The organism is Saccharopolyspora sp. 7B (assembly GCF_020177435.1).
Lineage (GTDB): Bacteria > Actinomycetota > Actinomycetes > Mycobacteriales > Pseudonocardiaceae > Saccharopolyspora_C > Saccharopolyspora_C gregorii.
Window position 1 is genome coordinate 1 of sequence record NZ_JAIUKC010000118.1, and the last position, 14286, is coordinate 14286.

The window sequence follows — 14286 nt, forward strand, 5'->3', positions numbered from 1 at the left end:
AACACCACGAAGCCATCGTCCGCCGGGCCATGATCCACACCACCAGCAAACGCCTCACCTGAGAACAGGAACAGGCACTCAGGGGCACCTGGATTCTCACGCGGAAACGAAACACTGGATCAATTTTAATGATGTCGTGAATAGCTACCTGAAGAGCAGCTATGGCGAACGCCACTACCAGGAAATTCCAATGTAACGCCGGGGATGCCCGAGGGGCGCCACCGTGGCGCCCACCGCAAGGTCCGGGCCCGCGTCGAGCACGCCTTCGCCCGCATGAAGAGCTGGAAGATCCTCCGCGACTGCCGTCTCAAGGGCGGGCAATGACCACGGCCGGCCCTGCGGACCGGATCGGCCCCCTCACTCCGCAGGGCGGTGATCAGCTTGCTGAACTGCTGAAGGCTCAGCCCGATGAACGGACCAATCCACGAGGGCTCCGACGCCGTGATCACACCAGCCACGGCAAGATCATCCCACCTCTGACCATCGGTTACGGGACAGCCTCTAGCCCATGTTGGCCACGGCGGTTCGAGATTTTCGTGACTTGCTGAACGTTCACAGCCTGCTTTGCGCTACTGCGTGCGGGTGAACTTAGCGGCGGAATCACAGGCAAAGGCATCGAGCAAAGGATTCGGCGAGTGATGCTTGTCTGCGATCAGTGTTCTTGCAGGTCAGCACAGCGCCGAGGGTGAACGCACTTCTAATCCTGAGGTCGCAGGTTCGAGTCCTGCCGGGGGCGCTCCGATGCTGGTCACAGCGGTGGGGGACGATCTCGATCAAGATCATCCCCCACTTTACCCTCCCGCCTCGCTCTGCTCGCCCAGGGCCGAGGAAGTCGGGCCGGCGGACCGGTCGGAACACGCCGTTCGCGTTGGCGGAATCGGTGCGGACGTCCCGGTGCTCGGCGACTTTCCCGTTGTCCGGCCGGAACCGGTCTGTGGGAGCACGCCGGGCGGCCGGGTTTCCGGATCAGGGGTGAATGCGTGGCCGCCCCGTTCCCTCGGCGCCGACGCGCTCGATGTTCAGCCGTCGCGCATGTGCAGGAAGCCGCTGAACGCTTCGGGGTGATCCTGGAGGCCCGGGGCCGATGTGGTCGGCGATCGCCTTTTCCGGGACGCCACCGAGAGCCGTCCGGTGGTGCTCCACGACGATCTTCTCGTGCTGCTCCGGATCGGACGTCGCGCCGTGCTCCGGTTCTGCGATGCGCCGCTGCGCGCGGTGGTTCCTCGTTCGGTTCCGCGCGCGAGGGATCCGGCCGGGTTCGGAAGCGCTGCGGTCGTGTCGCGCCGCGCGCGGGATCAGCGTTCGGGCGAGGGCGGGCCGCTTCCCTGGACGCGGTCGAGCCACTCGTCCAACAGCGCCTTCTCCGGTGCGGTGAGGCGGTCGACGTCGGGCAGGGCCGCGCGGAGGGTGGTGGCCGCGCGCGCCACCGGGTCCGCGGCCGAGGGCCGGTCGGCGGGGTCTGGAACGGTGATCACGCCGCGGACCATCTCGAAGGCGCGGTCGGCGAGCGCGTCGGCGTCCGCCGGGTCGGAGTCGCTGCCGATCAGGGTGAAGATGGTGCCCCGCCCGGCCGCGTGCATCAGCTGCACCGCCTGCGGTTCGGGGACCGCTAGCCGTCCCGCTTCGGCGATCGCGTGGATGAGGCCGGTCAGGATCCGTTCCGCCTGCTGCTCCGCCTCCGAGGGGGCGCGGCGCCTGCGGGAACCGTAGAGGGCGCTGTAGACGTCGGGGTTCTCCAGGCCGAAGCCGATGTGCAGCCGCCACCCGTTGCGGAGGTCTTCGACCGGGTCGCCGGAGGGGCGCATCGCGGTCTTGCCCGCGAGGTACGTGCTGAGCGCGTGCCCGGCGACCGCGTCCATCAGGTCGTCCTTGTCGCCGAACAGGCGGTAGATCGCCGGGGCGTGCACGCCCGCCGCGGTCGCGACGGCCCGGGTGCTCACCGCGGCCGGGCCCCCTTCGTCGAGCAGGCGCTTGGCCACTTCGACGATCTTCATCTTGGTGTCGGTCGATCCCACGATCGGCAACGATAGCAGTCCCCTCGCCTGGAAGTATCAGTGATAACACTCTGGTTGCTCCGCCGGAAGTATCGGTGTTACCGTTTTAAGGGTAACGACGAAACTGGAGTACAGATGAAGACCACAGGACGCACCGCACTGATCGTCGGCGGCACGTCGGGCATCGGCCTGGAGTTCGCGCACCAGCTGACCGCGCTCGGCAACTCCGTCGTGATCACCGGCCGCGACCGGGAGCGGGTCGAGGAGCTGGCCGCCGAACACGGTTTCGCCGGAGAGGTCGTGGACGTCACCGACGCCGCGTCCATCACCGCGCTGCGCGACCGGGTCGTCGACCGGTTCCCCGACTTGGACACCGTGCTGATCAGCTCCGGCATCATGCTCCCGGAGCGGCACCTCGAGGCCGATGCGCTCGAAGTCGCCGAGCGGACGATCTCGACCAACCTGCTGGGCACCATCCGCGTGTTCACCGCGTTCCTGCCGCACCTGCGCACCCGGCCCGAAGCGTCGATCATCACCGTCACCTCCGGCCTCGCCTACGTGCCGATGCCGCTGACGCCGACCTACTCGGCGACCAAGGCCGGCGTGCACGCCTTCACCGAGGCCGTGCGGGCACAACTGCGCGGCACGCCGGTGCAGCTGATCGAGCTGGCGCCGCCGTTGACCAGGACCACGCTGATGGGGCCGGGCACCGACCACGCCGGGGCCATGCCGTTGGGCGAGTTCGTGTCCGAGGCGATCGGCCTGATCCAGGCCGACCCGGACATCCGGCAGGTGCTCGTGGACCGGGTGAAGCCGCAGCGGTTCGCGGCCGTCGACGGCACCTACGACGAGCTGTTCGAGAACCTGGTGGCCCGCCTCTGACCCGGGCGGTCACGTGCGGCCGGTCGTCCCCGCGAGGTGCCGCGGCCGCTCGCCGGGGTCGGAGCCGGGCGGAACGCGTGACCCGCCGCCGAGCGCGCAGCGTGCCGCGCGGCTCACCCCAGGACCAGATCCGCCCGCGCCCCACCGGATTCGGCGGTGCCGAAGCGGAGTTCCGCGCCGATCACCCGCGCCTGCCCGGCGGCGATGGTCAGTCCGAGCCCGTGCCCGCCGCCGCGTTCGGCGCGTCCGGTGCGGAACCGCCGCGGCCCGTCGGCGAGCAGGTCTGCGGGGAAGCCGGGGCCGTGGTCCGCGACGGTGAGGGTGGCGCCGCACACCGAGAGCACCACCGGCGGTCGCCCGTGCCGGTGGGCGTTGCGGAGCAGGTTCACCAGGATCCGCTGCACCCGCCGTGGATCGGTGTCCACCTCCGCGGGCTCGGCGACCTCCAGCCGCACCGGTTTCTCGGCGGCGGCGGCGGCCCGCTCGGCGAGCAGGTCCGCGCCGATGCGTTCCGGGGCGCCCTGCTCCCCGTCGGTTTCGAGGCGGGCCACTTCGAGCACGTCCTCGATCAACCCGCGCAGCCGGGACACCCGGTCGCGGACCAGTTCGCTCGGCCGCCCCGGCGGGAGCAGTTCGGCGGCGGTGACCAGGCCGGTCACCGGGGTGCGCAGTTCGTGCGCGATGTCGGCGGTGACCCGGCGCTCCGCTTCCAGCCGTGCCCGCAGCTCCGCTGCCATCGCGTCCACCGCCCCGCCGAGCGCGGTCACCTCGTCGCGCCCGGCTCCGGCGATGGTGTTGCCGACGCGGGCAGCCAGCTCGCCGTCGGCGATGCGCAGCGCCGTCGCCGACGCCGCGCCGATCCGCCGCGCCAGGCGCTGGCCGATGAACACCGCCAGCGCCCCGGACACCAGCAGCAGCGCCACCACACCCAGCACCAACGCCTGGTCGAGCTGCGCCAGCAGCCGGGCCTGCTCGGCGTACGGGTCGTGGACGGTCAGCACGTGCCCGCCGACCTCGGTGCCCGCCCACACCGCCGGGTCGGCGGCGTCCGCGTCCACGTAGGTCGCGAACGAACCGGCCCGCACCGCGGCCACCAGCGGTGCGGGGGCGGACGCGTCGTCCAGGCTCGCGGACTCGGGCAGGTCGCGGTGCGCGTAGTACGACTCCGCCGCGATCCGCAACCTGCTGCCGGTCTCCTGCCTGCTCAACGCCTCGCTGAGGTCCACGGCGCGGTAGTGCGTCCACAGCGCGAACGCCACGCCCGCCAGCGCCGCGACCCCGGCGATCGCCAGCGCGTTCTTCACCGCGACGCGCACGTCAGCCCACCAGCTTGTAGCCGAACCCGCGGACCGTCTCGATGCGCTCCTTGCCGACCTTCACCCGCAGCCGTTGCACGTGGACGTCGACGACCCGGGTGTCGCTGCTCGCCGGGTAGTCCCACACCTGTTCCAGCAGCCGCCCGCGGGACAGCACCCGGCCTGGCTCACCGGTGAACTCCAGCAGCAGGCGCAGTTCGGTCGGCGTCAGCGACAGCAGCCGCCCGCCGCGGCGCACCTCCAGCGAATCCCGGTCGAGCTCCAGGTCGCCGAACGCGAGCCGGTCGCCCGCGGACGCGTCCTCGGCGGGCCGTACCGGTTCCCGCCGCCGCAGCGCGGCGCGCAGCCTGGCGACCAGGACCATGGTGTCGAACGGCTTGGTCACGTAGTCGTCGGCGCCCGCCTCCAGGCCCTGCACCACGTCGACCGCGTCGCTGCGCGCGGTCAGCATCAGGATCGCCACCGAGGACTCCTCCCGGATGCCGCGGCACAGGCTGATCCCGTCCAGCTCGGGCAGCATCACGTCGAGCAGCACGACGTCGGGTTCCCGCTCGCGGAACGCCGCCAGCCCGGCCAGCCCGTCGCCCGCGGTGCGGATCTCGAACCCGTACCGACGCAGCGCCAGCTCGGTGGCCTCCCGGATCACCTCGTCGTCCTCGACGAGCAGCACTGTGGTGCCTCGGACGTCCCAGCTCATCGGATGATGGTCCCCCAACCGCCGTACGGCGTGGTGCCGGGCGCGCCGCCGGTGCGCTCGGCCATCGCGAACCGGTGTCCGTCCCAGCTGAACCGGAGCCGTTCCGTGGCGGTCGGGCAGCAGTGCGCGTCGTCCGGCGCGTAGAGGTCCCGGTCCAGCACCAGATCACCCCCTTCGGCGCGGAGCCCGGCGTCCGGGCCCAGGTAGCCGAACACCAGCGAGACCTGCTGGTCGCGGACGCTGTAGACCAGCGTTGCCTTGGTGCCACCGCTGCCGCTGTCGTGCACGGGGGCCAGCACGTCGGCCTCGCCGTCCTTGGTGACGTCCGCGTACACCGGGTCCTCCAGCCCGCACACCGAGCAGCCGCGCAGGATCCGCTTCACCTCGTCCGGCACCTTCGGATCGGCGAGCACCGTGCTGCGCAGGTCGATGTTGCGGATGTTGCGCAGTTCGGCGCCGGTCGGCGGGGCCACCTCGGCGGTCGTGGCGGGCTGCGGCGGTGCGAGCGCCGGGCCCTCGACCCGCAGCGCGGGACTTCCGCATCCGGCGCACCCGGCCGACACCGCCAGCACCGCGACCGCGGCGGCCGCGCGGATCGTCGTTCGCACCTTCGTCCTCCTTCACCCGCGGAACGCACCCGAACGTAGGCGGGGATCGTCGCGGTGACCCGACGGCCGGGTAACAGGCGGCGCGCGAAATCCACTCGACGAGGCCACGAACTGCTGAAACACGACTGCCCCTCGACCGATGGGTGACCGTTGCACGAGCTCCGGGCCGCCGTGAGGTCCGCTCCCTAGCGTCGTCGTCGAGCGGTGGGAACACCGGAAGCGAACGGAGAGGAAACACCATGCGCATGCGGAACCTGACCCTGGCGGTCGCCGGAGCCGGTCTGCTCCTCGGGGCGCCCGGGGTCGCGCTCGCGGCCGGTGGTGACGAGCTGCACGTGACCGCGGACGGGCTGGTCAAGCCGAACCAGGAGATCACCGTCACCGCCGACTGCCCGGGCCTCGGCGCCACGGCCACCTCGTCGTTCGGATCGGTCGCCCGGCTCGGGCCCGCCGTCGACGCCGGCGTGCTGATCGGTTCGCTGCGGGTTCCCAACCAGGTGCCCGCACCGGAGGGCGACGCGAACACCATCACCGTGCGCTGCGACAGCGGTGAGACCGGGTGGATCTCGCTGCCCGACGCGGGCAACTCGGACTCGCAGCGGCCCGCCGGGCTCTGACGACGACCGGCGGCGGGACCCGGCACGGGGCCCGGGACCGACGTCGGCGCACCGCGACCCGCCTCGGGCGGGAGCGGCGGGCGGTGGCCGGAATCGGGGCCGGTCACCGCCCAACCGGGCCCGCGACCTGGCGACGAGGCGCGAGGGCACCCGAAACCGCAGGTCAGGGTCCGGCGGTTAGGCTCGTTCCGTGGCTTCTGAGACCGTTCCCGGCGCACGCAGCAGGTCCACCACCGTCGGAATCCTGGTCGTCACGGCCGGGATCCTCGCCGCGGTGGTGGCGGCGGCGCTGACCGCGTTGTCGGCGAGCGACGCGTACGCGGCGTACGGCCTGCCCGACCCGGGCGCGGTGACCGAATACGGCCTGCCCGTGGTGCGGGTCCTCGCCGAGACCGGCGCGGTGGTGTGCATCGGCTCGTTGCTGCTGGCCGCGTTCGGCATCCCGGCGAGCCGGTCCGGCCCGCTGCTCGCCGACGGCTACGCGGCGGTGCGGGCCGCGGGCTGGGCCGCCGGGCTGTGGTGCGTGGGGGCCGCGTTGCTCGTGCCGTTCACCGCCGCCGACGCCACCGGGCGGCCGATCGGTGATGTCCTTGACGCCCAGGTGCTGTTCGGCCTCGTCGACGCCTTGGAGGAGGCGAAGGCGTGGCTGCTGACCGCGGGGATCGCGCTGGTGCTGGCCGTCGGCTGCCGCGTGGTGCTGTCCTGGGGCTGGACGGTGGTGCTGTTCGCGGTGTCGCTGCTGGGCATGTTCCCGCTGGTCGCCACCGGCCACTCGGCGAGCGGCGGGGCGCACGACATCGCCACGAACAGCCTGCTGTTCCACCTGTTCTCGGCCACGTTGTGGGTCGGCGGGCTGGTCGCGCTCCTCGCGCACCTGGCGCGCGGGGGTGCGCACGCGGGGCTGGTGGCGCGCCGGTTCTCGCGGATCGCGCTGGTCTGCTGGATCGTGATGGCCGCCTCCGGGGTGGTGAACGCCTTCGCGCGGGTGCCGCTGGACCAGCTGTTCAGCACCACCTACGGGGTGCTGGTGCTGGTCAAGGTGGTGCTGCTGGTGGTGCTCGGCGTCATCGGCCACTTCCAGCGGGAGCGGGCGGTGCGGACCGTGGCGGAGGGCGGCGGCGGGCTGCTGCGGCTCGGCGCGGTCGAGGTGCTCGTCATGTTCGCGACGATCGGGGTGGCCGTCGCCCTCGGCCGCACCCCGCCGCCGGCCGAGCTGGGGGCGGTGCCGGACCGCACCGAGCTGCTGATCGGCTACCCGCTGGACGGGCCGCCGACGGCCCTCCGGCTGCTGTTCGACTTCCGCTTCGACCTGGTCTTCGGCACGGCGGCGCTGGTGCTCGCCGGGCTGTACCTGTACGGGGTGCGGGTGCTGCACCGCCGCGGCGACCGGTGGCCGGTGGGGCGGACGGTCGCGTGGCTGTGCGGCTGCGCGAGCGTCCTGGTGGCCACCTCGTCCGGAGTGGGCCGGTACGCGCCGGCGATGTTCAGCGTCCACATGGGCCAGCACATGGTGCTGTCGATGCTGGCGCCGGTGCTGCTGGTGCTCGCGGGGCCGACGTCGCTGGCGTTGCGGGTGCTCAGGCCCGCGGCGAAGGGCGGCCCGCCGGGGGCGCGGGAGTGGCTGCTGGCGTTCCTGCACTCGCCGCTGACGCGGTGGTTGACGAATCCGTTCGTGGCGCTGGCGTTGTTCACCGGCTCGTTCTGGGCGCTGTACTTCTCCGGCCTGTTCGACGCGGCGCTGCCGCAGCACTGGGCGCACCTGGTGATGAACGCGCACTTCCTGCTCGCCGGGTACGTCTTCTACTGGCCGGTGATCGGGATCGACCCGGCGCCCCGGCCGCTGCCGTCGCTGGCGAAGCTGGGGATGGTGTTCGCCTCGATGCCGTTCCACGCGTTCTTCGGGATCACGTTGATGATGTCGAACACCGTGATCGGGTCGGACTTCTACCGCGGTCTTTCGCTGCCGTGGGCGTCGGACCTGCTGGCGGACCAGAACCTGGGCGGCGGGCTCGCGTGGGCGTCGGGGGAGGTGCCGCTGGTGGTGGTGATGCTGGCGTTGCTGATCCAGTGGTCGCGCGCGGACTACCGGGAAGCGCGGCGGTTGGACCGCAAGGCCGCGGTGGACGGGGACGCGGATCTGGCGGCCTACAACGAGATGCTGCGGCGGCTCTCCGCTGGGGACGCGTCGGGTTCGGGGGCGAAGAACCCGACCTCTCGCTCCGACGGGTGACCCTCGATGAGGGGTTAACCACCGGATTCCGATGAATCGGTCCACAGCGGCGCGATCTGTGCACAGATCGTGAAACCGGGGTGGCGGTGGGTGATCGGCGCCGCGCATCCTGGAACCCGAGCCGACGGACGGCTCCGCGTTCCAGGAGGTGGCGAGATGTTCGAGACGACCGTGGCCGTGGTGGGGACCGTGCTCACCGAACCGAGGATCCGCACCACCCCCGGCGGAGAGCGGGTGGTGTCCTTCCGCCTGGCGGGGAACTCCCGCCGCTACGACCGGGAGGCCGAGCGCTGGACCGATGGCGACCGGCTGATCGTGACCGTGAACTGCTGGCGCCGGGTCGCCGACGGGGTGCTCGGCGTGGTGGGCAAGGCCACGCCGCTGGTCGTGTCCGGGCGGCTGCACACCCGCGAGTTCGAGTCGGCCGCCGGTCGGCGGACGTCGGTGGAGGTGGAGGCCGCGGCGGTGGGCCTGGACCTGGCCCGGGGCAACCGGTTCCCCAGATCGGCCGAGCGCCCGGCCGCCGAACGCGATGCCGCCGCGACCGGCCCCGGAACCGGCCGGCCGGACGTCGCGGCGCCCCGCGACGGGTGATCTCCGCGCCACCCGGTAGGTCGGTGACCAGCGGTGGAGCAGGTGCGGTGCGGGCTGTGCGCGGCTGCCGGCGCGGCAATCGACGGCGGTGCACGAGCCGACACGGGACGCAACTACGATTCAGGGCATGGCCGAGTTCATTTACACCATGAAGAAGGTGCGGAAGGCACACGGGGACAAGGTCATCCTCGATGATGCGACCATCCAGTTCTACCCGGGTGCCAAGATCGGCGTCGTTGGCCCGAACGGCGCCGGCAAGTCGACCGTGCTCAAGATCATGGCGGGACTCGAGCAGCCGAACAACGGCGAAGCGTTCCTCTCGCCCGGCTACACCGTCGGCATCATGCAGCAGGAGCCGCCGCTCAACGAGGAGAAGACCGTCCTCGGCAACGTCGAAGAGGGCGTCGGCGAGATCATCGAGAAGCTGCACCGCTTCAACGCCATCGCCGAGCAGCTCGCCACCGACTACACCGACGAGCTGATGGAGGAGATGGGGCGCCTCCAGGAGGAGCTCGACCACGCGGACGCGTGGGAGATCGACTCCCAGCTCGACCAGGCGATGGACGCGCTGCGCTGCCCGCCGCCGGACGCCCAGGTCAGCCACCTCTCCGGTGGTGAGCGCCGCCGCGTCGCGCTGTGCAAGCTGCTGCTGAGCAAGCCCGACCTGCTGCTGCTGGACGAACCCACGAACCACCTGGACGCCGAGAGCGTGCTGTGGCTGGAGCAGTTCCTCGCGAACTACCCCGGCGCCGTCCTCGCCGTGACGCACGACAGGTACTTCCTGGACAACGTCGCGGGCTGGATCCTGGAGCTCGACCGCGGGCGCACCTACCCGTACGAGGGCAACTACTCCACCTACCTGGAGAAGAAGCAGGAACGCCTCGCGGTGCAGGGCAAGCGCGACCAGAAGCTGCAGAAGCGGCTGAAGGAAGAGCTGGAGTGGGTCCGTTCCAACGCCAAGGCCCGGCAGACCAAGTCCCGCTCCCGCCTGGACCGCTACGAGGAGATGGCGGCCGAGGCGGAGAAGACCCGGAAGCTGGACTTCGAGGAGATCCAGATCCCGCCGGGTCCGCGGCTGGGCAACCAGGTCGTCGAGGTCGAGAACCTCAAGAAGGGCTTCGGCGACAACCTGCTCATCGACGGGCTCTCGTTCGACCTGCCGCGCAACGGCATCGTCGGCGTCATCGGCCCGAACGGCGTCGGCAAGACGACCCTGTTCAAGACCATCGTCGGGCTGGAGCAGCCGGACGCGGGCACCGTCAAGGTCGGCGACACCGTCCGGTTGTCCTACGTCGACCAGAACCGGGCCAGCATCGACCCGAAGAAGAACGTGTGGGAGGTGGTCTCCGACGGTCTCGACTACATCCAGGTCGGCCAGGTCGAGATGCCGTCCCGCGCCTACGTCAGCGCGTTCGGCTTCAAGGGCCCCGACCAGCAGAAGCCCGCGGGCGTGCTCTCCGGTGGTGAGCGCAACCGGCTGAACCTGGCGCTGACCCTCAAGGAGGGCGGCAACCTGATCCTGCTGGACGAGCCGACGAACGACTTGGACGTCGAAACGCTGGGCTCGCTGGAGAACGCGCTGGAGCAGTTCCCCGGTTGCGCCGTGGTGATCTCGCACGACAGGTGGTTCCTGGACCGCGTCGCCACGCACATCCTGGCCTGGGAGGGCGACGACCAGAACCCGGCCAAGTGGTACTGGTTCGAGGGCAACTTCGAGGGCTACGAGAAGAACAAGATCGACAGACTGGGGCAGGAAGCCGCCCGTCCGCACAGAGTCACCCACCGGAAGTTGACCCGGGGCTGAACCTGAACGGGGAGGCGTCTTGGCCAGCGTGCACGGAGCTCATCCGGGCGGTGCGCAGGAATTGTTCGAACCCGCTTGGCAGATGCGCTGGCGGGTGCCCGAGCTCGCCCTGATGCTCGGCGATCAAGCCGTGGCGGAGGCCAGACGCATCGGTGACCGCGCGTTGCGGCTCCGTGCCGAGGCGGTGGCGCTGTTCGCGTCCAACCGCCTCGGGCACGGGGTCGCGATCACCCAGCGGGCCATCAGCGCCGTCCGGGACGCGGAGCGCGCGGGCGATCACGAGATCGCCGCGGAGCTGCGCGTCGAGCTCGCCTGCTGCGCCCGCACCGCGGGCGGGCACGAGGTCGCCCTGCGCGTGCTGCAACCGGTGCTGGAACGCGAGCGGATCGAACCGGCGCTGCGCGCGCACGCGCTGCTGGAGCTCGCCGCCGCGCTGCCCGGCAAGCAGCGGGAGTCCGAACGGGCCGAGGCGCTCGACGAGGCCGACCGGCTCTACGCGGCGGCCTCCGAGCTGAACCGGGACACCAGCAGGCTGCTGCTGGCACGGGTGCGCACCGCGCGCGCCGGGCACCTGCGGCGCAACGGCGATTTCGAGCAGGCCGCCCGGGCCGCCGAAGAAGGGCTGGCCCTGCTGGACCGGCTCGGCGACCCCGCCGCGGAGAGCGGTGAGATCCGCGCGCGCCTGGTGCTGGAGCGGGTCCACTCCCTGCTGGACCTCGGGCGCCGCACCGAGGCCGTCGAGGCCGCCTCGCCGGTCATCCGCACGCCCGTGCGCGCGGCCGCGGCCGGGCCGTCCGGCTGGTTGCGGCTGGCGCTGGCGACCCGCGTGCACCTGCCCGCCGGGGATCTCGCCGCGGCGGTGCGGCTGCTCAACGACGCCGCCGCCAACGCGGAACGCCACAAGCTGGACTGCCTGCTCACCGAATCGCTGAGCATGTCCTCGCAGACCCACGAGAAGGCGGAGGAGTTCGTCGAGGCGCTGGCCACGCTGCGCCGCGCGTACGCCGCGGACCGGCGCTGGCGGGCCGCCGTGCACGCCGCCCGGGTCCGGCTGCTGGAGGAGTTCCCGGCGCTGGCCACCGGCACCGGGCCTCCCCCGGCGGCACCGGGACCGGCGGGCACGACCACCGCCGCGCCGGAGGCCGCCGCGCCGCTCCCCGTCGCCGCACCGCCGCTGACCACGTCGGCGGACGTCCCGGCCCGCGCTCCGGCCGAGTCCTTCGGCAGCACCGGAACCACCGTGGCCGAGTCCTCCGGCGCCGACGCACCGGCCGCGGGATCCGGCCGTCGCGCGCACTCGGCGGAACCGGCGGTGGCCGGGGCGCACGACGTGGCCGCGGAAGCACCGCAGCAGCAGGAGACCGCGGGCCGCCGCCGCGCGGACGGCACGGGCCGTCCGCAGCGCACCACCGGCAGTCCGTTCGCCGCGAACTCCGGGTTCTCCCCGCCGCCCGAACCGGCGGAGCCCGTGCCCGCTCCGGATCCGCCGAACGAGCGTCCCGCGGCCGAGGCGACCCCGGAAGTCCCGACCGGGGCCGCGAACCGCATCGCTCCGGAGGACCCGCTCGACGAGTACCGCAAGCCGGGGGAGAGCAGCGTGCGCGACGCGGCGCGCAGGCTGATGGACACGTTGACCAGCCGCGTCGCCGACGACCGCAGGACGCACCAGGACCAGGGCGAGCAGCGCCGGGACCCCGGTCCGCTCGGTGCCATGCCGGCTCCGCGCGCGCCCGAGCCGGAGGCCGCGGGCACCGGCGGCAAGCGCCGCGCCCCTGAACCGGAGGAGCCCGCGGCGGAGGACTCCGGTCGGCACGGCGGCATGGACGTCCCGGTCGGCCGCGTCACCTCGGCGCCGTTCGGCGAAGGTTTCCCGGTCTACGACTTCGGTTCCCGCAGCGGACCGGCGATCCCGGAGCCGGAACCGGAAGGCGCGCGCACGGCCGAACCGGACGACGCGCCCGCTCCGCGCACCCGCGGCTCCCGGCGCCGGGAGGACGTCGCCGAGCCGCCGCCCACCGAGGTGAGCGCCCCGTGGGATCGCGGCGCACCGGGCGAGCCGAGCTTCCCGGACGTCACGGCGATCATGCCGGTCATCTCGGTGCCGGACCACGAGCCGCCGCCGACCTCGCAGGTCGGTGCGGTCGAGCACCTCGACGAGGACCGTGCGGAGCCGGATGCCGACGCGGCTCCGGGGACGCACGAGGAGGGTGGCAGGCGCTCGCGCGGCCGCACCCTCGCCGAGATCCGGGAGAGCCTCGCCGAGATGCAGCGCCACGGCCGCGAGGACGGCGCCCGGTCGCGCCGCGCGGCGCCGGAGCCCGCCGACGCCGGCGGGTACGAGGAGTCGCTGCCGGAGGATCCGCCGCGGTCCGGGGCTTCGTGGGCGGACCGCTACCTGGGCGCCTTCCTGGACGAGCGGGGAAGTGCCGGGGAAGGCGGTTCCGGCGGTCAGCACACCGGCGACAGGCACACCGGATCGACCGGCACCGCCGGTGCGAGCGAGGAGACTTCGGGTTCCGGTGGTCGCCGCCGCGCCCGGCACGCCGACCCGGACGACCGGTTCGGCGGCACCGCGCCGGATCCGCCGCGCTGGGACGCGGCGCCGTGGGACCGGCCGTCGTCCGCGCACGCCGCCCCCGACCCGCTCGGTCCACAAGGGACGGTCGAGTCGGCGGACGGGTTGCCGCCGACGCTGGGAATGCTGTCCGAGCCCACCGGGACGACCTCGTACCCGGGCGGTGGCGAGCCGGAGGTCTCCCCGTTCGACCGCACCCGCCCCGATTTCGGCCCGGTGCACGGCGCGTCCGAGTCCGACGACCAGCCCTTCGCCGCACCCGGTGGTACCGCCGCCGACCGCCTCGAATCGGCGGCGGAGCTGCTGGCCCGGCACCAGGACGGGAGCACGCAGGCCGCGGAGGAACCCGCCGGTGAGGTCGGCCTGGCGGACCTGCTGGCCGAGGCGCTGCTCGCCTACGAGAACGGCAGGCGCCAGGACGACGACGGACCGGGGCGGCACGGCCGGCCCGGTACCAACGGTCATCCGATCGGCCTGCCGCACCAGCACGAGGCGGAGCCGGATCCCGACGCGCGGCCTCGGCACCGCCGTCCCGCCCAGGACACCTGGACGCCCCGGTACTGAGCCGCGGACCCGTGCCCGCAGCGGTGTCGCGCGGGCGCGGGGGCCGCGGTGATCGGACGCCTGGCCACCGCCGCGCGATCCCGCCTGGCGCTCGTCCCGGTGCGCGCGGGCGCGGCGACGCGATCGCGCCCTGTCCCGCCGCATCCCGGCACCTCCGCGAGTTCCGGCGACCCGGCCGGTGTCTCGACCTCGCCCGCGCGACCGCCGATCGAGACACCGCCCGGTTCCCGTCCGCCCGGCGTCGCGCACCGCCGGACCACTCGTCCGGAGGCACCGTGATCCTCCACACCCGCCCACCTGCACGCCCCCGTTCGCACAGTCCGCGCACCTCCGGAACCACCCGGAAATCGGAACGTCGCAGGAGGTTTCCGGTGGGAACGGTGCCGCTCCCACCTGATCGGCGCG

General features: G+C 72.7%; 10 protein-coding genes and 2 pseudogenes. 7 read left to right on the forward strand and 5 right to left on the reverse strand.

Going from position 1 to position 14286, the window contains the following annotated elements; genetic code table 11:
- Positions 1–231: 231 nt before the first annotated feature.
- A pseudogene (locus LCD33_RS18795) lies at positions 232–324 on the forward strand (IS5/IS1182 family transposase); the annotation flags it as partial.
- Here LCD33_RS18795 and LCD33_RS29435 read toward each other — a convergent pair.
- Positions 298–458: pseudogene (locus LCD33_RS29435) on the reverse strand (IS5/IS1182 family transposase); the annotation flags it as partial. The pseudogenes LCD33_RS18795 and LCD33_RS29435 overlap by 27 nt on opposite strands.
- 837 nt (positions 459–1295) lie before the next feature.
- Positions 1296–2015, reverse strand: coding sequence for a TetR/AcrR family transcriptional regulator (locus tag LCD33_RS18805; protein WP_224959346.1), 720 nt, complete (start codon positions 2013–2015; stop codon positions 1296–1298).
- A gap of 114 nt (positions 2016–2129) precedes the next feature.
- Between LCD33_RS18805 and LCD33_RS18810 the strand changes: the two genes are divergently transcribed.
- Positions 2130–2876 carry an SDR family oxidoreductase gene (locus tag LCD33_RS18810; RefSeq protein WP_224959347.1) on the forward strand — a complete coding sequence of 249 codons (747 nt, stop codon included), beginning with the start codon at positions 2130–2132 and terminating at the stop codon, positions 2874–2876.
- 113 nt (positions 2877–2989) lie between these two features.
- Here the strand turns inward: LCD33_RS18810 and LCD33_RS18815 are convergent, their stop codons facing one another.
- From LCD33_RS18815 to LCD33_RS18825, 3 genes are read right to left on the reverse strand one after another with little or no spacing between them, the layout of a single operon-like run.
- Positions 2990–4192: a HAMP domain-containing sensor histidine kinase gene (locus tag LCD33_RS18815; protein ID WP_224966802.1), complete on the reverse strand. Its 1203-nt coding sequence runs from the start codon at positions 4190–4192 to the stop codon at positions 2990–2992.
- Between the two features lies 1 nt (position 4193).
- A complete protein-coding gene (locus LCD33_RS18820) occupies positions 4194–4889 on the reverse strand; it encodes a response regulator transcription factor (RefSeq protein WP_224959350.1) in 696 nt (231 codons plus the stop codon).
- Positions 4886–5497: an LppP/LprE family lipoprotein gene (locus LCD33_RS18825; RefSeq protein ID WP_224966801.1), complete on the reverse strand. Its 612-nt coding sequence runs from the start codon at positions 5495–5497 to the stop codon at positions 4886–4888. Before LCD33_RS18825 ends, LCD33_RS18820 begins: the two co-directional genes overlap by 4 nt.
- 239 nt (positions 5498–5736) lie before the next feature.
- On the opposite strand from LCD33_RS18825, the gene LCD33_RS18830 reads away from it, so the two are divergent.
- The 5 genes from LCD33_RS18830 (at position 5737) to LCD33_RS18850 (ending at position 13881) form a co-directional block, all read left to right on the forward strand.
- Positions 5737–6114 (forward strand): hypothetical protein, encoded by a 378-nt coding sequence (locus tag LCD33_RS18830; RefSeq protein WP_224966800.1) that lies wholly within the window; start codon positions 5737–5739, stop codon positions 6112–6114.
- A gap of 190 nt (positions 6115–6304) precedes the next feature.
- Entirely contained in the window at positions 6305–8344 is a 2040-nt protein-coding gene (locus LCD33_RS18835; RefSeq protein WP_374201665.1) for a cytochrome c oxidase assembly protein, read from the forward strand.
- Between the two features lie 156 nt (positions 8345–8500).
- The gene (locus LCD33_RS18840) at positions 8501–8938 is read left to right on the forward strand and encodes a single-stranded DNA-binding protein (RefSeq protein ID WP_224978099.1); all 438 of its coding nucleotides are present in this window, start codon (positions 8501–8503) and stop codon (positions 8936–8938) included.
- A gap of 127 nt (positions 8939–9065) precedes the next feature.
- A complete protein-coding gene (gene ettA, locus LCD33_RS18845; protein ID WP_224959354.1) occupies positions 9066–10742 on the forward strand; it encodes an energy-dependent translational throttle protein EttA in 1677 nt (558 codons plus the stop codon).
- 19 nt (positions 10743–10761) lie between these two features.
- On the forward strand, positions 10762–13881 hold the full coding sequence (locus LCD33_RS18850; protein WP_224959355.1) for a hypothetical protein: 3120 nt from the start codon (positions 10762–10764) through the stop codon (positions 13879–13881).
- Positions 13882–14286: the final 405 nt, after the last annotated feature.